Origin of the sequence: Kluyvera cryocrescens NBRC 102467, from assembly GCF_001571285.1 — a bacterium.
In the GTDB taxonomy this organism is placed as follows: Bacteria; Pseudomonadota; Gammaproteobacteria; order Enterobacterales; family Enterobacteriaceae; genus Kluyvera; species Kluyvera cryocrescens.
Genome location: NZ_BCTM01000012.1, coordinates 143397 through 166347 on the forward strand (window position 1 = coordinate 143397; position 22951 = coordinate 166347).

21 protein-coding genes are annotated in these 22951 nt (G+C 53.9%); 11 read left to right on the top strand and 10 right to left on the bottom strand.

The window, feature by feature from the left end; translation table 11 throughout:
• Positions 1-259: 259 nt before the first annotated feature.
• A complete protein-coding gene (gene uspA, locus KCR01S_RS10270) occupies positions 260-697 on the top strand; it encodes a universal stress protein UspA (RefSeq protein ID WP_035894835.1) in 438 nt (145 codons plus the stop codon).
• 55 nt (positions 698-752) lie between these two features.
• On the opposite strand, the gene KCR01S_RS10275 is transcribed toward uspA, so the two are convergent.
• Entirely contained in the window at positions 753-1256 is a 504-nt protein-coding gene (locus KCR01S_RS10275) for an RrF2 family transcriptional regulator (protein WP_061282619.1), read from the bottom strand.
• A 231-nt stretch (positions 1257-1487) separates the two neighbouring features.
• On the opposite strand from KCR01S_RS10275, the gene KCR01S_RS10280 reads away from it, so the two are divergent.
• Positions 1488-2687, top strand: coding sequence for an NAD(P)/FAD-dependent oxidoreductase (locus KCR01S_RS10280; RefSeq protein ID WP_061282620.1), 1200 nt, complete (start codon positions 1488-1490; stop codon positions 2685-2687).
• A 104-nt stretch (positions 2688-2791) separates the two neighbouring features.
• Here KCR01S_RS10280 and rsmJ read toward each other — a convergent pair whose 3' ends face one another.
• The 3 genes from rsmJ to KCR01S_RS10295 form a co-directional block, all read right to left on the bottom strand.
• Positions 2792-3544 (bottom strand): 16S rRNA (guanine(1516)-N(2))-methyltransferase RsmJ, encoded by a 753-nt coding sequence (rsmJ, locus tag KCR01S_RS10285; RefSeq protein WP_061282621.1) that lies wholly within the window; start codon positions 3542-3544, stop codon positions 2792-2794.
• An 8-nt stretch (positions 3545-3552) separates the two neighbouring features.
• Complete coding sequence (prlC, locus tag KCR01S_RS10290; protein ID WP_061282622.1) at positions 3553-5595, bottom strand: oligopeptidase A; 2043 nt, start codon at positions 5593-5595, stop codon at positions 3553-3555.
• A gap of 85 nt (positions 5596-5680) precedes the next feature.
• Positions 5681-6295, bottom strand: a complete 615-nt coding sequence (locus KCR01S_RS10295) for a LysE family translocator (RefSeq protein WP_061282623.1) — start codon at positions 6293-6295, stop codon at positions 5681-5683.
• 116 nt (positions 6296-6411) lie between these two features.
• Here KCR01S_RS10295 and KCR01S_RS10300 point away from each other — a divergent pair, with 116 nt between their 5' ends.
• Positions 6412-7305 carry a LysR family transcriptional regulator gene (locus KCR01S_RS10300; RefSeq protein WP_061282624.1) on the top strand — a complete coding sequence of 298 codons (894 nt, stop codon included), beginning with the start codon at positions 6412-6414 and terminating at the stop codon, positions 7303-7305.
• Between the two features lies 1 nt (position 7306).
• Here KCR01S_RS10300 and KCR01S_RS10305 read toward each other — a convergent pair whose 3' ends face one another.
• Positions 7307-8578: an acid phosphatase gene (locus KCR01S_RS10305; protein ID WP_061282625.1), complete on the bottom strand. Its 1272-nt coding sequence runs from the start codon at positions 8576-8578 to the stop codon at positions 7307-7309.
• A 193-nt stretch (positions 8579-8771) separates the two neighbouring features.
• Between KCR01S_RS10305 and KCR01S_RS10310 the strand changes: the two genes are divergently transcribed.
• Together KCR01S_RS10310 and gorA are read left to right on the top strand one after the other, a co-directional pair.
• Positions 8772-9614, top strand: a complete 843-nt coding sequence (locus KCR01S_RS10310; RefSeq protein WP_061282626.1) for a 23S rRNA (adenine(2030)-N(6))-methyltransferase RlmJ — start codon at positions 8772-8774, stop codon at positions 9612-9614.
• A 105-nt stretch (positions 9615-9719) separates the two neighbouring features.
• Positions 9720-11072: a glutathione-disulfide reductase gene (gene gorA, locus KCR01S_RS10315; protein ID WP_061282627.1), complete on the top strand. Its 1353-nt coding sequence runs from the start codon at positions 9720-9722 to the stop codon at positions 11070-11072.
• Positions 11073-11150: 78 nt separating this feature from the next.
• Here the strand turns inward: gorA and KCR01S_RS10320 are convergent, their stop codons facing one another.
• Positions 11151-11891: a MipA/OmpV family protein gene (locus tag KCR01S_RS10320; protein WP_061282628.1), complete on the bottom strand. Its 741-nt coding sequence runs from the start codon at positions 11889-11891 to the stop codon at positions 11151-11153.
• A 118-nt stretch (positions 11892-12009) separates the two neighbouring features.
• On the opposite strand from KCR01S_RS10320, the gene KCR01S_RS10325 reads away from it, so the two are divergent.
• Entirely contained in the window at positions 12010-12948 is a 939-nt protein-coding gene (locus tag KCR01S_RS10325; RefSeq protein WP_061282629.1) for a LysR family transcriptional regulator, read from the top strand.
• 32 nt (positions 12949-12980) lie between these two features.
• On the opposite strand, the gene fhuE is transcribed toward KCR01S_RS10325, so the two are convergent.
• A complete protein-coding gene (gene fhuE / locus KCR01S_RS10330) occupies positions 12981-15119 on the bottom strand; it encodes a ferric-rhodotorulic acid/ferric-coprogen receptor FhuE (RefSeq protein WP_167348824.1) in 2139 nt (712 codons plus the stop codon).
• 405 nt (positions 15120-15524) lie between these two features.
• Between fhuE and KCR01S_RS10335 the strand changes: the two genes are divergently transcribed.
• The 3 genes from KCR01S_RS10335 (at position 15525) to KCR01S_RS10345 (ending at position 18329) form a co-directional block, all read left to right on the top strand.
• Complete coding sequence (locus KCR01S_RS10335; protein ID WP_061282631.1) at positions 15525-16616, top strand: YncE family protein; 1092 nt, start codon at positions 15525-15527, stop codon at positions 16614-16616.
• 406 nt (positions 16617-17022) lie between these two features.
• On the top strand, positions 17023-17445 hold the full coding sequence (locus tag KCR01S_RS10340) for a hypothetical protein (RefSeq protein ID WP_265094849.1): 423 nt from the start codon (positions 17023-17025) through the stop codon (positions 17443-17445).
• A 56-nt stretch (positions 17446-17501) separates the two neighbouring features.
• Complete coding sequence (locus KCR01S_RS10345) at positions 17502-18329, top strand: bestrophin family protein (protein WP_233269651.1); 828 nt, start codon at positions 17502-17504, stop codon at positions 18327-18329.
• Positions 18330-18401: 72 nt separating this feature from the next.
• Here the strand turns inward: KCR01S_RS10345 and KCR01S_RS10350 are convergent, their stop codons facing one another.
• Positions 18402-19994 (bottom strand): STY4199 family HEPN domain-containing protein, encoded by a 1593-nt coding sequence (locus KCR01S_RS10350; RefSeq protein ID WP_061282634.1) that lies wholly within the window; start codon positions 19992-19994, stop codon positions 18402-18404.
• A gap of 136 nt (positions 19995-20130) precedes the next feature.
• Here KCR01S_RS10350 and KCR01S_RS10355 point away from each other — a divergent pair, with 136 nt between their 5' ends.
• Both KCR01S_RS10355 and KCR01S_RS10360 read left to right on the top strand, forming a co-directional pair.
• The gene (locus tag KCR01S_RS10355) at positions 20131-20676 is read left to right on the top strand and encodes a GNAT family N-acetyltransferase (RefSeq protein ID WP_061282635.1); all 546 of its coding nucleotides are present in this window, start codon (positions 20131-20133) and stop codon (positions 20674-20676) included.
• 53 nt (positions 20677-20729) lie between these two features.
• The gene (locus KCR01S_RS10360; protein ID WP_061282636.1) at positions 20730-21173 is read left to right on the top strand and encodes a lysozyme; all 444 of its coding nucleotides are present in this window, start codon (positions 20730-20732) and stop codon (positions 21171-21173) included.
• On the opposite strand, the gene KCR01S_RS10365 is transcribed toward KCR01S_RS10360, so the two are convergent.
• Positions 21150-21776, bottom strand: a complete 627-nt coding sequence (locus KCR01S_RS10365; protein WP_061282637.1) for a response regulator transcription factor — start codon at positions 21774-21776, stop codon at positions 21150-21152. The genes KCR01S_RS10360 and KCR01S_RS10365 overlap by 24 nt on opposite strands.
• A gap of 350 nt (positions 21777-22126) precedes the next feature.
• Positions 22127-22885 (bottom strand): SDR family NAD(P)-dependent oxidoreductase, encoded by a 759-nt coding sequence (locus tag KCR01S_RS10370; protein ID WP_061282638.1) that lies wholly within the window; start codon positions 22883-22885, stop codon positions 22127-22129.
• Positions 22886-22951 lie beyond the last annotated feature (66 nt).

Here is a 22951-nt window from a genome sequence, read left to right on the forward strand (position 1 = left end):
TAATAGTGTAGGAGATCAGTTAAATTTTTTACCACAAGGTTAATCGTTATCAATACGTAGAATGGAATAATTTGTTTAACTAATTGGCGAACCGGATGGATTGACGGCGCCTAAAGGCCAAGATAAGGTAGAAATATCTACTACAATTAGGTCTTTAATGGCAAACCCCGCGCATGTTGCACGCAGGACGCGGGCAAGGGACAGCGTATGGGCTGTCTGGTCCAACAGTCATCGACAACTTTATGGAAGGAGTAACACCATGGCTTACAAACACATACTCATTGCCGTCGACCTTTCACCAGAAAGCAAAGTACTGGTCGAAAAAGCGGTATCTATGGCTCGCCCTTACAATGCCAAAGTCTCCCTGATTCACGTTGATGTGAACTATTCAGACCTGTATACCGGTCTTATCGACGTTAACCTGGGGGATATGCAAAAACGCATCTCCGAAGAGACTCACCACGCGCTGAGCGAACTCTCCACGGGTGCCGGCTATCCAATCACTGAAACCCTGAGCGGCAGCGGCGATCTGGGCCAGGTACTGGTTGATGCCATTAAGAAATACGATATGGACTTGGTTGTTTGCGGTCACCACCAGGATTTCTGGAGTAAGCTGATGTCTTCTGCACGCCAGCTGATCAACACCGTCCACGTCGATATGCTGATTGTCCCGCTGCGCGACGACGAAGAAGAATAAGCCGCTGCGCACATGATGCTAACGCCCGCTTTTGCGGGCGTTTTGTCAGGCAGCGCTACGCTTTTCGCGCGGCAATCCACTCCTGCACTTCAATAACAAATTCATCCGGTGCTTTGCGATACATTTTGCGCGCCAGATCGAGAATCGTATGCTGCCCCAGCGCCTCTTCCATACGCTGCTGCGCCATATCCATCACCGAACGCACGCCGCATATGCCTTCACAGGCCCACTCGGGCGGCTGCTCGTCAAAAACTGCTAAGCGCTGGCGAATCTCGCGGCACTCAAAAATACGCTTATCGCCATCAATCGCATTCGCCACGTCCAGCACCGTAATGTGCTCGGCAGGTTTCGCCAGTTGGAAACCGCCGCCCTTGCCTTCGATACTGCGTACCAGCCCGGCCTTAGAGAGGCGGGTGAAAATTTTGGCCAGGTAGTCGTAAGGCACGCTTTGCAGCTCAGCGATTTCACGCACGCTCATATCGCGGGCGTCGCCTTTGCTGTCCACCATACACATCAAGCTATGAATGCCGTACTCAACCCCAGAACTGTAGAATGCCATGCTTTTATCTCAGCCAAAATTAATCTGAGTTAATTGTATCTTTTTCAGCTAACAGATGCCATACGGTCAACATAGCTTCAATTCAATCAAAATTTTAACTAATTAAATATCAATCAGATAACCAAAAATCACCGCACAACTTTGTCATTAAATGTGGATCCGCATTGCAATTCTTAACTACGACAAATAAAATCCGAGTCAACAAATCGTAGTCACCAGTGAGAAAAAGCAATGCGTAAACAAATTCTGATCGTCGGTGCTGGCTTTGCCGGTATGTGGGCAGCCCTGAGCGCCGCGCGCCTGGCGGAAATTAACCAGCAGTCCATTGATATTACGGTGATTGCGCCACAGCCCGAGCTGCGCGTGCGTCCACGTTTTTATGAAAGCGCCGTGCAGACGCTGGTTGCTCCGCTGCAGCCGCTGTTCGATGTGACGGGCGTTAAATTCCTGCGCGGTACCGTTGAACAAATTCTTCCCGCCTCCAAAGAGGTAAGCTGGAAAGATGACAGCGGTGAAGTCCGTCTGCGTCGCTACGACCGTCTGGTTCTGGCCAGCGGCAGCCACGTCAATCGCGATATGGTCGCGGGTGCCGCAGAGCACGCCTTCGATCTCGATCAGCTGGAAAGCGCCAGCGTGCTGGAACAACACCTGCTGGATCTAGCCAATCAGCCAGAAAGCGACGCTCGCAATACCGTCGTGGTCTGCGGCGGTGGCTTTACCGGGATTGAAATGGCGCTGGAACTGCCGGGCCGTCTACGTGAAATTCTGGGTGCCGATGCTAAGACCAGAGTGGTCGTAGTTGAACGCGGTGCGCAACCAGGCGGTCGCTGGAGCAAAGAACTGCGCGATGTGATTATCGAAGCCTCAGCCGAGCTGGGCGTTGAGTGGCTGGTGAATGCCGAAGTGGAAAGCGTTGATGCCTCTGGCGTAACGCTCAAGGACGGTCAGGTCATCACGTCACAGACCGTCATCTGGACAGTTGGTGTCCAGGCGAGCGGCCTGACCGCACAGATTGACGCGCCGCGCGACCGTCAGGGCCGTCTGCACGTGAACAGCAATCTCCAGGTACAGGGCCACGAAGATATCTATGCCACCGGAGACGTGGCCTACGCGGCGACCGATGACAAAGGCAATCATGCGCTGATGACCTGCCAACATGCGATTTTGCTGGGTAAATTTGCCGGTAGCAATGCGGCGGCAAGCCTGCTGGACGTCGAGCCGCTCCCGTATCGTCAGGAGATGTACGTCACCTGTCTGGATCTGGGCGCATGGGGTGCGGTGTACTCTGAAGGCTGGGATCAGCAGGTGAAACTGACCCGCGAAGAGGCGAAAAAACTGAAGGTATCGATTGTCAGCGAGCTGATTTACCCGCCGAAAGCGGAGAGAAAGGCGGCGTTTGACATGGCGGATCCGTACGCGCCGTTTGTTTAAGCGATAAGGGGCAGTGGCGCTTGCTGTTGCCCTCACCCCAGCCCACAGCCCGTTCTGAACGATCCCCTCTCCCCTGTGGGGAGAGGGTTAGGGTGAGGGGAAATTCACTCCGCCGTCCCGGCATAAATATCAAAGCGATGCCCTTTGGTCACCACCGCATTCGGCGTGGCCACGTCTGCCAACGGCGGCGCGTAATCCGGGCGTTTCACCACCACCCGTTTGGTCGCCAACTGGCGCGCCGGCGCCAGCAGCCCATCGGCATCCAAATCCGGCCCCACCAACGACTGAAACACACGCATCTCTTTCTTCACCAGCGCACTTTTCTGCTTATGCGGGAACATCGGGTCAAGATAGACCACCTGCGGCCGCGGCGTGATATCGGTTAACGCCGTCAGACTGGAGGCGTGAATGAGCTGTAGGCGTTCCTGCAACCAGCCGCCGATTTCCGGGTCGGCATAACCGCGCGCCAGACCATCGTCGAGCAGTGCCGCCACCACCGGGTTACGTTCCAGCATCCGCACGTGACAGCCTACCGAAGCCAGGACGAACGCATCGCGCCCCAGCCCAGCCGTCGCATCCACCACATCCGGCAGATAGTCACCTTTGACGCCTACGGCTTTCGCTACTGCTTCGCCGCGACCACCGCCAAATTTGCGGCGGTGCGCCATCGCACCACCGACAAAATCAACAAATATGCCGCCAAGCTTTGGCTCATCGCGTTTACGCAGCTCAAGATGTTCCGGCGTCATCACCAGCGCCATCAGGTTGTCATCGTCCTGCTCCAGCCCCCAGCGAGCGGCAAGAACAGATAAGGCGCCGTCTCCGGCGCCCGTTTCATCCATTAAGCAGATTTTCACGCGAATAATCAGCCTTTAATCCCATAATGCGCCAGCATCGCGTCCAACTGCGGCTCACGGCCACGGAAGCGTTTGAACAGCGCCATCGGCTCTTCAGAACCGCCGCGGGTCAGGATGTTATCGAGGAACGACTGCCCGGTTTCGCGGTTAAAGATACCTTCCTCTTCAAAGCGGGAGAAGGCGTCGGCCGCCAGCACATCAGCCCACAGATAGCTGTAGTAGCCCGCCGCGTAGCCACCAGCAAAGATGTGGCTGAAGGCGTGCGGGAAGCGGCCCCAGCTTGGGCCAGGTACCACGGCAACCTGCTTTTTAATCTCGGCAAGCGTCTCCAGAATTTTTGCCCCCTGCTGTGGACTGAATTCGGCGTGCAGACGGAAATCGAACAGGCCAAACTCCAGCTGACGCAGGATGAACAGCGCCGCCTGGTAGTTTTTCGCCGCCAGCATTTTATCCAGCAGCTCTTTTGGCAACGGTTCGCCGGTTTCATAGTGGCCGGAGATAAACGCCAGCGCTTCCGGCTCCCAGCACCAGTTCTCCATAAACTGGCTTGGCAGCTCGACGGCATCCCACGGTACCCCACTAATGCCGGACACGCCTGCGGTTTCAATGCGGGTCAGCATGTGGTGTAGACCGTGGCCAAATTCATGGAATAAAGTGATCACTTCGTCGTGGGTGAACAGCGCCGGTTTGCCGCTAACCGGACGGTTAAAGTTACAGGTCAGATAGGCAACCGGTTTTTGCAGCGTGCCATCCAGCTTGCGCATCTGCCCGACGCAGTCATCCATCCACGCCCCGCCGCGTTTGTGTTCGCGCGCGTACAGGTCAAGGTAGAAGCTACCGCGCAGTTCATTCTGCTCATCGTACAGCTCGAAGAAGCGCACTTCCGGATTCCAGACGTCGACGTCGGTACGCTCTTTGGCGGTGATACCGTAAATGCGTTTTACCACTTCAAACAGGCCGTTAACGGCTTTGTTTTCCGGGAAGTATGGGCGCAGCTGCTCATCGCTGATGCTGTACAGATGCTGTTTCTGTTTTTCGCTGTAGTAAGCGATATCCCAAGGCTGCAGGTCATCAACGCCAAATTCGGCTTTGGCAAAAGCGCGTAGCTGGGCCAGCTCTTTTTCACCCTGCGGACGAGCGCGTTTCGCCAAATCGGTCAGGAAGTCGAGCACCTGCTGCGGGTTCTCGGCCATTTTGGTCGCCAGAGATTTAAAGGCATAGCTTTCGAAGCCCAGCAGCTGTGCCAGCTCGTGGCGCAGCGCGAGGATCTCTTCCATGACCGGGCTGTTATCCCATTTACCGGCGTTCGGCCCCTGATCGGAAGCACGAGTCGAGTAGGCGCGGTATAGCTCTTCACGCAGCCCCTGATTGTCGCAGTAGGTCATGACCGGCAGGTAGCTCGGGATATCCAGCGTCAGCAGATACCCTTCCTGCTCTTTGGCTTCCGCCTGTGCCTTGGCCGCAGCCAGTGCGCTCTCCGGCATACCGGACAGTTCTGACTCATCGGTCACCAGCTTGGTCCAGCCCATGGTCGCGTCGAGCACGTTGTTACTGTAGAGGTTGCCAAGTTCCGACAGGCGGGTGGCGATCTCACCGTAGCGCTGCTGTTTCTCTTTCGGCAAACCAATGCCGGACAGTTCAAAATCACGCAGTGCGTTATCCACCGCTTTCTTCTGCGCCACGCTCAGCGTCGCGTAGTTATCGCCGTCGCGTAGGTCGCGGTAGGCTTTGTACAGACCTTCATGCTGCCCAACCCAGGTGCTGTACTCAGACAGCAGCGGCAGCGTCTGCTCATAGGCTTCACGCAGCTCCGGGCTGTTTTTGACCGAGTTCAGGTGGCTAATCGGCGAGAAGATCCGCCCCAGCACATCGTCCACTTCCGCCAGCGGCTGGCAGAGGTTTTCCCAGCTATACGGCGCCCCTTGCGCGACGACACGTTCCACATTTTCACGACAGTCGTTCAGCGCCTTAGTGACGGCAGGCACAACATGTTCTGGCTGAATCTGGGAAAACGGCGGCAGCTCGAAGGGGGTCAGTAATGGATTGGTCATATGCGCAGTCCTGGTCTAAGAAAGAAATGAAGCGCTCAGCGGCGCTTTAGCGATAGATCTAGAATGGGGGATAGTTGGGGGAATTTCAATGATAGTAGGTACTCATTTCGCCCACGTTGTAGAACAGACCGACCGCTGCGATAGCCAGCAAAATCAGCGATGAAAGCCATTCCAGACGGCGATGATACCGTCCTGGTAGCCACTGCGTCACCGCCAGAATGTACAGCGACAGCACCAGCACATCAAAAACCGTCCACACCAGCGATAGCGTCACCATACTGAGGGTGAAATCATCGGTCACGGCGATAAACTGTGGGAAAAAGGCCACGAAGAACAGGATATCTTTCGGGTTGGCAATCCCAGTCAGAAAGCCTTTGATGATGCCGCCACGATGGTTCACCGCCTCGCAAGGCTGGGGCTGGTTCATCAGCCCGCCCAGCGCGCTCCAGCCAATATAAAGCGAACCGACAATGCCCAGCAGGGACAGGTAAGTGGGCGATAGCGCCACCACACCCAACAGCATCAACATCGCCAGCAGCATCAGCACCAGCGAGGCCGAATTGGTGCCCACTAGCGTGGCAAACGCACGACGTCGGCCATCGCGCGCGGCGGTTGCCGTAATCAACGCCACCACGGGGCCAGGGGTAATGAGCAGCAGTAAGACGGCCAGCATATAGGCCGTCAGCAGGGGGACATTCATCCAGTTAAGCCTTCAATAAGACAAACAGTGGCCGCCATTATTAGGGAGGGAAGCGCGCGTTGAAAAACGTAAAAAACTGCGCTTCAATGTGAGTAAAACTCAACATAGGCAATCCCATGCCCTTACCCCCTCTGTATGCCCTGCGCGCCTTTGAAGCCGCTGCCCGCTTAGGCTCATTCAGCAAAGCCGCCGAATTGCTCAACGTCACGCCCGGAGCCATCAGCCGTCATATCCGCACGCTGGAGCAGTGGTTTGATTGCGAACTTTTCAGCCGCCACGGGCCGCGCGTGGCGATTTCCGCGACTGGTCGCGTTCTCGCCGCCCAGCTCGGCGAGGGGTTTCATAGCCTGGAGCTCGCCTGCGAGGCATTTGCCCGCCGACGCCAGGAGCTGCGCCTAAAAGCCCCCTCCACGCTCACGCTGCGCTGGCTATTAGCGGCGCTAAAAAACCACCCGACGCCGCCGGTCGAGCTGGCCAGCGTCTGGATGGATACCGATACGGTGGACTTTAAGCGTGAACCATACGATTGTGCGATTTTGCTCGGTGATGGGCATTTTGGCCCGGACACTGAGGGCCGCCTGCTGTTCGACGAGTGGCTGGTGCCTATCTGCTCACCCACGCTCGTCGATAAAGCACGAAACGCAATCGCGAGCTGTGAGTTGATTCATCCCTCCCCCGACCGGCGGGACTGGCGGCGCTGGCTCAAGCGGACGCAGCAGCACGACGCTCTCAATACCGCGCACGGTAAAGTGTTCGATACCCTTGAGCACGGCTATCTGGCGGCCATCGGCGGCCACGGCGTGTCGGTTGGCGATTTGCTGTTAAGTCTCGAAGCCATTGCCAGCGGCCTGCTGGCGCTGCCGTTTAACGAGGCAGTAGCGACAGGCGACGGCTACTGGCTGGTGTGGCCGAAGGGGACACCCCATGCACCGGCCATCGATACGCTGTATCAGGGGTTAAAACAGGCGATACCGCAGCCGGTACCGCCCTCGCTCAACTATCTACGCTAGATTAATGCGCTTTTTTCGCCATCTGGTAAGCGGCAGGCAGGTTCACGCGCTGCCAGAACTGCTGATCGGCGGTCGTCCCGGAGAGCGGGTAGCCCGCCGGGAGCGCTGTTTTCACCATCAACGCGCGGCGCTGGGCCGCTGAAAGGTTTGGCAGCGCCGCCTCCAGCAGAACTTCTGCCCCATCCGGCACCGTCAGCGTTTGCTTTTCGCCTTTGTGCTGCGGCAAGTCATAAGTCATTGTAAAATGATAGAAATTCCGCATCGCCGGGTCGCGATACGGGTCATCTTTGCCCGCCGTTTTCGCACATTCGGCAAGCGTTGTACCACACTCTTTTTCCAGCGCCGTGCGCAGCTGATCGCGCGCTTCATTAAACAGCGCGCGGTATTTTGCATCGTTCAGGTAGTGGGCCACATTGCGCTCTGCCACCATGCGAGAGCCCATCACATCCAACGGATAGTGGACACCAAGAACAATACGCGAATAGCCATAGCGCGCACCGCGGGTGACCAGCGCATCGAAGCGCTCTGGGATCATCTGCGCCATCAGCAGCGCGTCGGTATAGCCGGTATTGGTGTGGCCACTGGGGAACGAGCCCGCATCCGCGCTGTAAGGGTGGTTATCTTTCACCACCACGTCATCCGGGACCAGGTGAATGGTATTGCCCTGGATAAGGAATGGCCGCGGATTGTTGAAGTGTTTTTTTGCCGCCCCGGTGCTGACCTCTGAAGCTTTAATCAGCGCCGCCGCTTTGCTCAATTCCCCTTTGTCGTAGGCGGCGATAAACGCTTTGCCCAGCCGCGGCCCCATCGCATCGCTGAGGAAGTAGAGATAGTTGATGCCTTCGGCATCGGCCAGCGCCTGATGGCGCGCGCTCTGGCTGGCATCGCGGTTAATGTCGGTGACCGTCGCGAGGTTCTGCTTTACCACCGTTTCCGGCAGCGTGCTGAAAGCCGAGAGCAGTTCGATTCCGGCCTGCTGATTGGTTTTGGCCTGGAAATCATAGCCGCTGGCTTTAAGCCAGGCTTTGTCGGCCTGCGTTTTGCTCTGTTTCGCGCTCTCTAACCGGTCGCGGCTGAGCACGGCAGCAGAGCCTTTTAGCGCCGCACGCAGCGCGGTGAGCGACTGGCCTTCCAGCGCATCAAATGCCGGGCGCTCCGCCGTCGGCGTGACGCTGTTGGCGATTGCCCCCGCCTGAGACACCGAAACGTCTTTTGCCAGTACCGGCAGCGCCAGCACCAGCGCCGATGCCAATAGCGTGATTTGCAGTTTCATTATTTTTCCTTTTATTCAAACAATTACCTTGCCTGCCGTTGACGCTAATCCTACTGCTTGACGTTTTTATGACACGGTCATGTTTTGCAACATTATTGCCACAATAGAAACGACGTCGTAGTACAGCGGTAATCTGAGCGGATCTGCGGTAAACTGTGGGTTATCTTGTTTAATTCCCGGAATCTCTGCATCCATGCTCAGTTATCGCCACAGCTTTCACGCTGGCAACCACGCCGACGTCCTAAAACATACCGTTCAGAGTCTGATCATTGAATCACTCAAAGAGAAAGAAAAACCGTTTCTTTATCTGGACACCCACGCCGGTGCTGGCCGCTACCAACTGAGCGGCGAGCACGCCGAGCGTACCGGTGAATACCTGGAAGGCATTTCTCGTATCTGGCAACAAGACGATCTGCCGGAAGAGCTCAAGCCGTACATCTCCGTGCTGGAGCACTTCAACCGCAGCGGCCAGCTTCGCTACTATCCGGGGTCACCGCTGATTGCCCGCCAGCTTCTGCGCGAGCAGGACAGCCTGCAGATGACTGAACTGCACCCAAGCGATTTCCCGCTGCTGCGCTCTGAGTTCCAGAAAGACAATCGTGCGCGTGTGGAAAAAGCCGATGGCTACCAGCAGCTTAAATCCAAACTGCCACCGGCTTCTCGCCGCGGCCTGATCCTTATCGATCCGCCGTACGAAATTAAAAGCGACTATCAGGCGGTAGTTGCCGGTATTCACGAAGGCTACAAACGTTTTGCTACCGGCACCTACGCGCTGTGGTATCCCGTGGTACTGCGCGCGCAGATCAAGCGCATGATCAAAGACCTTGAGGCCACCGGCATTCGCAAAATTCTGCAGATCGAGCTGGCGGTTCGTCCCGACAGCGATCAGCGCGGCATGACCGCTTCCGGGATGATTGTGATCAACCCACCGTGGAAGCTCGAAGCGCAGATGAATAACGTTCTGCCGTGGCTGCACAGCAAACTGGTACCGACCGGTATCGGCCATACGCTGGTCAACTGGATTGTGCCGGAGTAATCGCAGACATCGGTGGAACCTATTAATTTCAGGTATACAATCGCGAGTATTTTGACGGTGGGCATGACGCTCACCCGTCCGACATTGAACGTTTGAGGAGCGGCCATGACCAAACATTACGACTACATCGCCATCGGCGGCGGCAGCGGCGGTATCGCCTCGATTAACCGTGCGGCCATGTACGGCCAGAAGTGCGCGTTGATTGAAGCCAAAGACCTTGGCGGTACCTGCGTCAACGTCGGTTGCGTCCCGAAGAAAGTGATGTGGCATGCCGCGCAAATTCGCGAAGCCATCCACCTGTATGGCCCGGATTACGGTTTCGACGCCACCATCAATAACTTCGACTGGGACCGTCTTATCGCCAGCCGTACCGCCTACATCGACCGTATTCATACCTCCTACGACAACGTACTGGGTAAGAACAAGGTCGACGTGATTAAAGGTTTTGCCCGCTTCGTTGATGCGAAAACCATCGAAGTAAACGGCGAAACGATCACCGCTGATCACATTCTGATCGCTACCGGTGGCCGTCCAAGCCACCCGAATATTCCTGGCGTCGAGTTCGGTATCGACTCTAACGGTTTCTTCGAGCTACCCGCGCTGCCAAAACGCGTTGCGGTCGTCGGCGCAGGCTATATTGCCGTTGAGCTGGCCGGGGTGATTAATGGCCTGGGCGCGGAGACGCACCTGTTCGTGCGTAAACACGCGCCGCTGCGTACCTTTGATCCGCTGATCGTTGAGACGTTGGTCGAAGTGATGAACGCCGAAGGCCCACAGCTGCATACCAACGCCATTCCAAAAGCCGTGGTGAAAAATGCCGATGGTAGCCTGACGCTGGAGCTGGAAGATGGCCGCAGCCAGACCGTTGATTGCCTGATCTGGGCGATTGGCCGTGAACCGGCTACCGATGATTTCAACCTGGCGGTAACCGGCGTAAAAACCAACGATAAAGGCTATATCGTGGTAGATAAGTTCCAGAACACCAACGTGTCAGGAATTTATGCCGTGGGCGATAACACCGGAGCCGTTGAGCTGACGCCGGTCGCAGTGGCCGCGGGCCGTCGCCTGTCCGAGCGCTTGTTTAACAACAAACCGGACGAGCACCTGGACTACAGCAATATTCCGACCGTGGTCTTCAGCCACCCGCCAATTGGCACCGTGGGTTTAACCGAGCCACAGGCGCGTGAGCAGTACGGTGACGACGCCGTGAAGGTGTATAAATCGTCCTTCACTGCCATGTATACCGCCGTGACCTCACACCGCCAGCCGTGCCGTATGAAGCTGGTTTGCGTCGGTCCGGATGAGAAAATTGTCGGCATTCACGGTATCGGCTTCGGGATGGATGAAATGCTGCAAGGCTTCGCCGTGGCGCTCAAAATGGGCGCAACCAAGAAAGACTTCGACAACACCGTGGCGATTCACCCAACGGCGGCGGAAGAGTTTGTGACCATGCGTTAAGCCCGCGCGACGAGATAAAACAAAAAAGCCAGACCGCGGTCTGGCTTTTTTATGTCGGTATTCTGTTGGCAATTGCCATCAAAAGCGCCAGCTCACGCCGGTCAGCAGGGTAAAACTGTCATCCCGGTCAACCATCGGGCTGTTTTTGACTTCATCTGGCAGCACGCTGTAGGAGGCATTCGCCAGCAGCACCAGATTGCGGGTAAGCGGGTATTTCAGCGTTAATCCCACATACGGCATCCAGCTGCTTTCGGGCGACCACGGGGACAAACCGCTGCGCTGGGACTCCGCGCCCGACACACCGTAGTAGTAACGGTTAAAGCTTGCGTCGTAGTAATAGACCCCCAGCGCAGGCGTAATCGACAATTTACCCACGGGCAGCACGCGGAAATAGGTCAACTCCCCTACCCAGCCATTGCTGTTATCCAGAATATCCGCCGCCGCTGACAGCTTCAGACTGCCCCACTGCTCATGGTGATACCACGCGGCACCAGCCATCGCCGTGCCGTCGCGTTTATCCAGCCTCCGCATAGCGCGATCGTCGTTATCCGCCGGGTCAAAATTCAGCGGTACCCACGATGCCGTCAGGCTCAATTCATCACGTTTATCTTTAAATAAGGCGTAGCCTAATGTGGTTTGTCGAACATAGAATGCGTCGCTTTCATAATGCCCGATAGGCACCACATGTGTATTTTTATTATATCCGCGATAGGCTGATTCATTATATATTACCGCCACCCCGAGAGATAATTCCGTTGCCGACGCACTACCAATAAAAGATAGCATCATAAGCAGCGTAGCATTACGCTTAATTGACATTCCTGTTGTTCCAACCTAATATCATATCCTGATGTCAAATATGATAATGTTCGTATTTATATTGCTGCAATCTCAATATTTATATAACACTATATCGTTTTATATATAGAGCCTGACGATGAAGAAAAGCCAAATTAAGCCGCAGGAATTAAAAGTAATTTCGGTGATTGCAGACAGTGAAAACATCAGCCGCGCTGCCACTGCGCTCGGCATGGCGCAGGCCAATGTAAGCAAATATCTCACTGATGTTGAATCAAAAATTGGCTTAAAGATCTTTGAGCGCAGTTCGCGAAAACTCTCGCTGACGCGCTTTGGTGAGTCGCTGCTACCCTATGTGAACGATTTACTGGAAAAAGAAAACCAGCTTAATAATTTCATTGATGATTATAAGCACGAGAAAAGTGGGCGCGTCACCCTCTATTCGCCGACCATGATCAATGCCTATTTAGCGCGCAATGTCATTAACACCATTAAAGACATCGGTAATATTAGCCTTTATTTAAAAACATTTAATCTTGAGCCTAAATCATTTTATGATGGCTCAGAATTTCCCGATGATTGCGATATTTTAATTTCCTGCGTCCAGCCCAAAAACGAATCGCTGGTTGCCAGCTTCATTACCAAATACGCCGTCAGCACCTACGCCAGCACGCAATATCTGGCACAGCATCCCATTGGTTCCCCGGAAGAGCTGACGCAGCACTCGTGCATTCTGCTGGATTCGATGATGATTGATGACGCCAATATCTGGCGCTTTAGCCTGGCGGGAAACGAGGATATCCGCGATTTTCGCGTCACCGGCAATTACATTTGCGACAATAACCAATCGGCGCTCGAGCTGGCTCGCAATGGCCTCGGCATTGTATTTGCCCCCAAAAGTAGCGTGCAGGCTGACATTCAATGCGGCGTACTCGCGCCGTGCTTTGCTGAACAGTATGAGTGGTGGCTCGATCTGGTGGCCATTTACCGTAAACGCGAATATCAGCCATGGCGCGTTCAGTTCATTCTCGACGCGGTGCTGGAAGAGATTCGCCGCCAGGTGGCACAGCCCAGCTAGCGGCGTCCCCCGGCCTGGCCGGGGGTATGGTTTTAGAATGAGTAGTTCATGCTCACCGAGACATTGCGCGGTTCGCCGTACACCGCGGAATCATCCAGATAAGAGTAATACTCGCGGTCAAACAGGTTGTTGACGTTCGCCTGTACCGCCAGCTGTTTGGTGACCTGATACTGGGCAAACAGACTCACCAGCGGGTAGCTACCCTGGCGAAGGCGCTGCGTTTCACCATCCGGCCCGGTCACATCTTTGTAGACGCCGTTTTGCCAGTTGGCACCACCGCCAATGGTCAGCGCTGGCATCACCGGCACGCGGTAGCGGGTGAACAGCTTGAGCTGCGTCTGCGGTGCAAAGCTGTTGTAGCGGCCATCGCTGTCCGTCGCGACATAGCGCGTGGCGCTGAAAGTCAGCTGCAGGTTATCGGTCACCGCGCCGTTGACCTCAAACTCGGCCCCTTTACTTACCGCGCCACTGGTCGCCCGGTACGCCTGCTCGCTGCCGCCATTCACGAACTCGCCGCTCACTTCTTCGGCCACATTCTCCTGCTCAATGCGGAATACGGCAAAGTTAGTGGTCAGTCGCCCATCTATCCAATCCGCTTTCAGACCGGTTTCATAGTTCTTGCCGGTTATCGGCGACAACCATGTGCCGCTGGCGGTACGTTTGGTCTGCGGTGAGAAAATGGAGGTGTAGCTGGCGTAGGCCGACAGGCTTTCGGTCAAATCGTAAACCAGACCACCGTATGGCGTGATGTTGTATTTACGCATATCGCCACTGCTACCGTCGGTACTGTATTGGGTATAGCGCGCGCCAATTATCAGCGACAGCGGATCGGCCAGCGACAGGCGCGCCGCGGTGTAAGCTGATTTCTGTCGCACAATATCATTGGCGTTCTGATACCAGTCCCCCCACGTCGGCTGCGCGACGCTACCGTTCCAGTTGTTGTCGAAAATGCCAATCTGGCTGGCATCCATCGGCCCATCCTGACTTTCGGTGGCGTTATGCTGTCGACTGTAGCTGGCCCCAGCCATTAGCTGATGCTGACGGCCCAGTAAATTGAACGGCCCGCTGGCATAGGTATCGAAAGAGTCGATGGTACGTTTGCCTTTGTCTTTACTGCCCCAGCCGCTAGCACCGTCGCCGGTATCGGCATCCGGATTACCCATCACGTACAACAGCGTGTCATTGAAGGTCTGCTCACCGTGGGTGCCGTTAAAGCGATAGGTCCAACCGTTATCCCAGTCATGGGTCAGGTCAACGAATACCTTGCGTGATTCAATCTGGTAGCGCGTCCAGTCTGCCGCCGAGTTGGTGCTGCGATCATAATGCGTGCGCGTGCCGTTGCTGTAGAGGCTTGGCAGGCCGCCCCAGGTTGGGTTACCGGTATTGGTTTTCTGGTAGTCCCAGCCCAGCGATACGGTCGTGTGGTCGGTCAGATCGGCATCGACCACGCCGTAAAGGAATTTCTTGGTTTTATGGTAGCGGTCGAGCCAACTGTCCTGGTCCTGATAGCCAGTGACAACGCGTCCGCGCAGACTGCCATCGCTATTGAGCGGCGTCGAGATATCGGCCACATAGCGTTGCGTATTCCAGCTTCCGTAGCTGGCGCTGATATTGCCGGTCGCCGTTTTACTGTCCGCACGCTTACGCACCATGTTGACCGTTGCACCTGGGTCACCTGCGCCGGTCATCAGGCCATTGGCACCGCGCACTACCTCGATACGATGGTAGATCGCGGTATCTTCTGCGGCGTCGCCGTAGTTCCACGCATCGCCAATTGAGGTCGGAATATCATCATAGGAAAAGTTGGTGATTTCAAAACCGCGCGAGTAGTAGTAGGAGCGTTCGGAGTCGATTTGCTGTGATGAAATCCCAGTGGCGTTAGTCAGTACCTGATCCACCGTTTGCAGGTTCTGGTCCTGCATGCGCTGGCGCGTGACCACGCTGACGGACTGCGGGATATCGCGCGGTGCCAGATTCATTTTGGTCCCTGCGCGAGTAGTTTTGACGGCATAGTCCTGCTGTTCATCAGCGGCACTTTCCGTACTGCCATATACCACCATCTCCTGACTTTTTTCTTCTGCATACGCCTGCTGGACGAAGCCGTGAATGGCCAGCGCCAGCAGCAAAACGGTAAGCGGTTTGCCGCTTATTTCCCTGCCATAAAAATGCATAAGTATTCCCATCAAATCTTGTTGTTGTGAGTGAAGCCCTTCCGCCCGCAGCACCAAGGAATGACCCGCTTTTCCATAAGCAATTGGCCTGCATAAAAAGCGAGCATGGCGACAAATGAGAACGCTAATGATAATTACTCGCTTTAAATAACGCAGGTGCTTTTATTGGTTAAATGTAAGTAAATGTATATTCCTTTTATATCAGCGCATTGCTGAAGATTTTCACTGTTGGTTGGGGGAAATATTGTCATCAAGAGCATGCCGACGAGGAGATCTCATCCTGCACTACGCGATCGGGGGGCTTGCTCACTCTACATAAATAATTATTATTCTCATTCTTATTAAAATACTCCCGCCGCGGCTTCGCCTCACTCGGGAATGGCTTATCCACTGATGGAGTTTCGAATGGTATCGTTATTCAGCCCACGGAAAACGGCACTTTCCGCCGCGCTCGTTGCCGCTTTAACCCTGACCGCACTGCCTGCTGCTGCTGATAATGCGCAGCCTGTCGAAAGCGCCGCTGCGCTGAAGACGGCATCTTCCGTAACCCAGCGCGAACTGGGCGATGGCCTGTATGAAATGGCCTATCTGTCAGCAGAAAATGCACTGTTTGTCGCCAGCGCGCAGAGTTTCAAAGATGTAAATGGCGGCGTGATTTATCGTCTCGACCCGGCCACTCTCGCCACCAAAGGCACCACCCACACGGATCTGAAAAACTTCGGTATGGCCGTCGATGACAATGGCAAAGTGTTCTACACCACCAACTCATTGGATGGCGCGGTGTCGAAGGTCGATGCCAAAAGCGGTAAAGTGCTACAGCGTTTAGTGTTGGACGGTAAAAAAGACAAAGATGGCGATCCGACGGGCGCACGTGAAGTGCTGTTCCACGATGGTCTGCTGTTTATCGGCCGCGTAGCAGAGCCTGGCTTTATCTCCATCGTGGATGCCAACACCATGACCCTCAAAGGGCGCATCGATAACGCAGGGAAATGGGTTACCGGGATTATCTACTCTCCGCTCACCAAACGCATCTACGCCACCAACGGCGCTGGCGAAGTGCTGGTGATCAACCCGCAGAGCTACAAAATTGAGCAGCGCTGGACGCCAGGCGACGGCAAAGAGTACCTGCTGCTAAACATGGCGGAAGACCCGAAAACCGGCCGTCTGTTTGTCACCGACGATTCAAAAGCGAAAACGACGCTGGTGTTCGATGAGCACACCGGTAAAGTGATTAAGCGCATCGATGGCGACGCGTTAGCCATCAAATTTGACGCGAAGCGCAATGAGATATTCATTAGCCAGCGCGAGTCGAAGAAAGTGTTGCGCCTGGATGCCACCAGTTACGCCGTGAAGCAAAGCTGGGACTTCACCAGCCGCCCAAATAGCCTGCTGCTGTCCGACGATGGTAAAACGCTGTTCGTCACGCTCAAAACTGACTTCAACAAAGACTACTCGACCAAAGGCCTCGATAGCATCGCACGTATTAAGCTGGATTAATTTACGCCGTTAATCCACCGCGGTGTCGGAACGTACTGCATGCCTCGTTCCGGCACCCTATTTTACCCGCAGCCGAGATGCATCGTTTTTCATCGCACTCAAGTGGGAAATAAAACACCGAAAATATCCTGTTAATATTTTCCTCGCGACGCCTATTCATTAGCCCGCTAACATCATTGCTAATATTAATAGCTTACTCATCATTGATTATTAAAATAACCCATAATAGGCAGCCAGCGTCTACCTTATTATTTACGGTCAGTAGTTGCCGCGCCATCATATAAACCATGGTATTTTGTATACGTGGACATTTAAGCTCCCGGTAGATGCAATGCCAATAACGCCATATCACGTTACTTCCATTACATCAGATATTTTCAAACTCTTTATTGATAAGTAAACCATGATGAACAGCGCGACTTCCCTGGAAGAAAAATCCATCCAAATTTTCAATCATAAAAACAAAATGGATAAATACTGGAACACCTACTCCATGGAGTTGATAACCCAGATTACCGCCACCGAACGTCTCTACAACCATCAGATCCAACCCAGTGAGAAAGGCCGCCTCAGCGTTAACCTGTTCGGTTGCGTCAATATCAATATCATCCGCTCGCATACCTTTGGTGAAGTCCGTATTGATTTTCAGGTAGAGTCTGATGAGTTGAGCGGCCTGGAGCTTCAGCCTTCGCACATTGATGCACAGGGCAATCTCGATGGCATCATTTCGGTACAAGATAAAGCCGGCGTCTTTGCTCACTATCTGCAACGTCTGCAGGTCATTTATGACGCCATTCTGGCGCTGTCGCAGGATAAGGCTTCATCATGATTGTCAGGCCGGAGCAAACCTGGTTTAGAAAGCTGTTCTCATGGCGCGGATCCATCATGAGAAAAATATCGCCGCAGCTGTGCTTTTTTATCATGCTCAATATCGCATATCTCTTTATGCTGCCGCTCTTGCACCTCCACGGAATTATTGTCAAAGAGAGCTCGTTCTATTTCATCGGGATCTCTATTTCAATCTCGGTATTTCTCGGATTTCGCAACAATACCGCCTGGCTACGCTATTGGGAGGCCCGTAAGCTGTGGGGGGATTTATTAATCGTCAACCGATCGCTGATGCGGGAAATCATGACGACGACCCAAACCACCCAGCAGGAAAAAAAAGTGGTGTTGGATTTGATGGTCACCTACTGCGAGACGCTCAAATCTAAACTACGCCACGGGCCGGTTCCGGTATGCAGAGCGCTGGACTATCAGCACCTGACCACGCCCTGTAACGCACTATTGCAAAACATCAGCCAGTGGCTTTATCAGCATCGCCCGAATGAATTTGTGTATCGGAATTTCAATACCTATCTCAACCAAATTAGCGCCATTCAGGGCGGCTGCGAGCGTATCAGCAACACGCCTATTCCCTACGCCTACTCGCTATTGTTGCACCGTACAGTGGGTATTTTCTGCGCAGTTTATCCGCTGTTGCTGATCCACGACTTTGGCTTTCTCACGCTGCTGTTTTCTATTTTCACTACCTACGCCCTACTGGCGCTAGATGCCATCGCCACCGAACTGGAAGATCCGTTCGGCACAGAAGACAACGATCTGCCGTTAAACGCCATCTGTAATGCGATAGAGATAGATCTGCGGGAGATGCTGAAAGAGAGCGTCGTACCGGTAAAAATAAAGCCAGACGCCCATTACCGTCTGCTGTAGCCCGCATTGCGCTACGTGAAAGGCGCTGGGGTACGGGGGTGTACTCAGCAAGTTTTACGTAGCGCGCCTGACTTATTTAATGACGTCGTACACCGACTTTTGAATCAGCAGCCATTTCTTGCTTTGCGCGTCTCCTGTCGCTTTACTGCGCTTTTGCGCGCTATCTACCGCCAGCCGCTGCCGGGTGACAACCGCCGGCGTCGTGCAAAAGGTCTGGAGATAGGATTTACGCACCGCATCAAGCCGCTTACCACGCGCGAGCTCGTGGGTCAGCGTATTGATAAAACGTCGACAGGGCTTGGATTCATCCATCTGGTTACGGTAGCGCAGCAGCAGATTAAGTACCGGCTCATGTTGAGATGCCATCGCCAGATCCGTCCACGCCAGCTGCCAGTTCATTCCAGCACGCAAAAATAGCTCGGCCACCTCAATATCATTTCGATCGATAGCCGAACGGAGCGCGCTGTTATCCCACAAGATCCCTCGTCGGGCGAGAATTTCGCGGGGAGAAGGGATCTCTCCGACCGCTTCATCAATCACATGAGTGGCGTAGCGCTGTACGATCGGCTGCGCGGCATCAGGCGGCGACAGAAAAATGCTGAGCCCACCGAAGAGAATCCCCAGCACTACAACGCCCACCGCCCCCCACAAAATGGCGGTAATAATCCGTTCATGGGTGTCCGAGTGTTCGCGCGTTTTGTGATGAACGCGCTCAATGCTGTCGGCAATGGGGTGGGCGTCCGCCCCCCAGGCATGGGTATATTCGGCAGCGTCCTGCCAGTAATGCTGAACTTCACTGCCGTCAGCCACCATCAGGCTTGCGGGGTTGACCCGCGTACGCCCCTGTTCATAGGCGCGTTGCACCGGTGCGGTAATTTGCTGCGCGTAGTGGTCGAGCAGCAGGCATTCAATCTCGGTCAGCGGATGGTGCGCCAGCAGCTTATTGCGCATTCGGCGAATATCATCAAGAAAAGCATGCAGCGTCAGGCGCTGTTCAATCAGAAAGGTGAGCGCATTCCCGTAGTTGAACAGCGAAGCGTAATGGCGGGAAAAAGTCTTTTTATCCACCACCAGCAGCGCCAGTTCACTAAAAGACATGCCATTGAGAATTTCACCTGACGGGCTACGCGAGTGCCAGCGAGCCACCTCCTGCTCGCCAAACAGGGATTTAAGATGATGGTGAAGATGCGGCGTATCAGGCCATATCTGCGTCACTAACCCACTGAGCATCAGATGGATTGTCCGAATATGACGCTCCGCCTGCTCCTGAAGCTGGTCGGCGTCACTCTCGTAACCGGTGGTATATCTCAGCAGCGTCTGTTGCAGTTTTATCTGTTCCAGCGTGACCACAAAACGTTCGGCAGCGATGAGCTGATTCTCCGTCGCGTGCAGCCCATGTTCGTAAGAAACAGTTCCCTGCTGCAAATGGCGTAGCTGGAGCATAAATTCGCTGAGCTGACTGTCGTTAATCTTCAAACGCTGGGCCACCGCTCCCCATCCGCCCAAGTTCAGACGTGCCTGGTCCAACTGTTCGAGAAACCAGCGCGGATCTTTGCCTTCCGTGACGCGCATTTTCAGTAACGTGAGGATCTCGACAGAGGCCTGACGAATGACATTCAGGCAATGTTCAAATTGCTGGTCAATCTGATGCGATGGGGTCGACATCTTCAATTTCCTTAATCAACAACAAGGCTATTCAGCCTTAGGATTAACGTGTTATTTTTTTGTTATTTTTGTCGTTACACCATAGAGCAAATCAGGCAAATTAACAGTCCTGTCCCCACCTTGAGAAGGTGAATTTATGATCGCGCTCACCACGAAACGTTTAACCTGCAGCTTAATCACGCCCGCCGACTGGCCTTTTTTTCTCATGTTGCAGCAAAACCCACAGGTGATGCGCTATGTCGCGGATAATCGTAGCGAAAGTGAGATCCGCGAAACCTTTGATTCGCGTCTGCATCCGTGGTCTCCCGGCGCATCACACTGGCTTTGTCTGGTCGTACGCGATGCGCAAAATATGGCGCTCGGCGTCACCGGATATATTCACCGGGAAGCTGACTGCGCCGAAGTGGGGTTTTTATTTGCGCCTGAAGCCCAGGGCCAGGGTTATGGCAGCGAATCGCTGCGAGCGGTATGCGACTATGCGTTTCGGGAAGGGGGCATACGCCGACTCACCGCAACGGTTACGGCGGGCAATGTGGCTTCCCGCCGAACCCTGGAGAAAATCGGCTTCCGCCTGGAAGGCGAGCTGCGCGAAAGCTATTCGTTGGCTGGCGAATGGCACAATGACTGGCTTTTTGGCTTACTTAGCCATGAGTATGATAAGTCATCGCCATCCGGCCGATAGCCGCTATCAAGGGATTCTTTTACACTCAGCCCTCCGTTTTTTGAGGATAAAAGATGTCACTTTCTTCCCTTACGCCCAGCCCACAGGGATTGGATTTTATTAAACGCTATCAGGGACTTTCGCTGGAGAAATATCAGGATCAAGACGGTTTGTGGATTATTGGCTATGGCCATCTGATTCGCGATCATGAGACGTTTGCTCAGCCCATTACCCGTTTACAGGCAGAGAGTCTCTTTGTGCAGGATGTGAGCTACTATCGGCAGGTTTTAAACCGCTGTGTACAGACGCCGCTGACGCAGAATCAGTTCGATGCCCTGCTGTCGCTGGCCTTTAGCCTGGGGCCAGAAGCCATACAACTGTCCTCTGTCGTCCATAGCGTTAATCGGCGAGAATATCGCAAGGCGCTGGCCGTCTGGCGGGCCGAAGATCAGCAGCAAAACAGCCTGGCCAGACAGCGCCAGGCCGAGTCAGCTTTATTCCAGACAGATATGCGATGACACATCGCGGGTATTGAGCAGCATAGCCGCCTGGGTACGATTCCTGACATCCAAACGGCGGTACAGTGATTCCAGGTGTGCTTTGACGGTACCGGCACTGATATTCAATGCTCGGCCAATCTCTTTATTAGATTCACCATTTGCCAACAGCGTTAATATCTCACGCTGACGATGGCTCAGGTTATCCACTCCACATTTTTCCTGTTCATACTCCAATCGCCAGTCTCCCGGCAGGCATATCAAGCCAGACATCACGCTTCTGATCGTTTTAACAAAGATCTCAATACTGGCAGTGCGCGAGACAATGGCCTGCACGTTCAGTGCCATCATATCGCGCAGCCAGGCGTGGTGATGGGTATTGGCGACAATAATGCCCTTCGAATCAGGAAACTGCTGATACTTTTCCTGTAATACCCATTGGCAAAAACCATAATCCATCTCACCATCGAGGATCAACAGTGCATCCGGATAGCGTAAAAGCTGCCGCCAGAGGTCATCGGCCTGACTGACGGCAGAAATATCAATTCCTGGAATATGTTCCTGTAAGCTGATTTTCATTCCATGAATAAATATTGACTGCCTGTCAAACATGATTACCTGCATAACGGTTCCCCCCATTAAAAAATAAAAAGCCCCTTCATGGCCGGAGAAGTTATTTCTCGCGGCATAGAATAAGGGCTCGCCATTTGGCCAGGGCATTCTACGTAGATACCGAATAATGCAAACATCATAATTATGAATGCTTACAACCCTTTCTCATCAATTACGCATTCACATAACTCATCACAAATGAATTAAGAAAATGATTAAAATAGAGTAAGGGTTAATAATATTAATTAATAAAAATATATCGGATTACCGCTATCATGGGAAATAAAAAACGAAATAAGTCCGCCTCCGAACTTATTTCAGCATTATTTGTTTATCACGGCAATATGGCAGAACGTCTTCGTTTACAAGAACATCCCACCGGAAACTTCAATACGCTGGGCGTTCATCCAGCGCAGGTTATCGCTGAGCAGAGCGGCGATGGCATCACCGATATCGTCCGGTAATCCCGTGCGGCCCAGCGCAGTTTGCGAAGCAACGTAGCGATTGAGATCGGCATTATCCCGCAGATGCCCACCGCCAAAGTCGGTCTCAATTGCCCCCGGGGCAATGCTGTTCACGGAAATACCCCGTGCGCCAAGCTCCTTGGCCTGATAGCGCGTCAACACTTCCATTGCCCCTTTCATCGAAGCGTAGGCGGCATAACCCGGCAGGGCGAAACGCGCTAATCCCGTTGAAACATTAAGGATGCGGCCACCGTCTGCCAGCAGCGGTAACAGCTGTTGGGTCAGGAAGAACGGTCCTTTAAAGTGGATATTCATGAGCTCATCAAACAGCGCTTCTGAAGTCTCGGCAAACGCAGCGTAGAGGCCAACACCAGCGTTGTTCACTAAATAATCAAAACTTTCGCGTCCCCACACCTGATGCAGCTGCGCTTTTACCTGCTGAGCAAATTCGCTAAAGCTTGCGACATCGCTGACGTTCAGCTGCAATGCCACCGCTTTCGCGCCCATTTGCTCAATTTCAGCAACAACCTGCAGAGCTGCTTCACGCTGGCTATTGTAGGTAAAAATAATATCTGTTCCGGCCGCAGCCAGCTTCAACACGGCATTTTTACCTAAACCACGGCTGCCGCCGGTGACTAATGCGATACGTTGGGTCATAGGAACCTCATTTCAGATGGTATGTACGTTGAGAACAAGCTTATTAGGTGATAAAAGAACAATAAA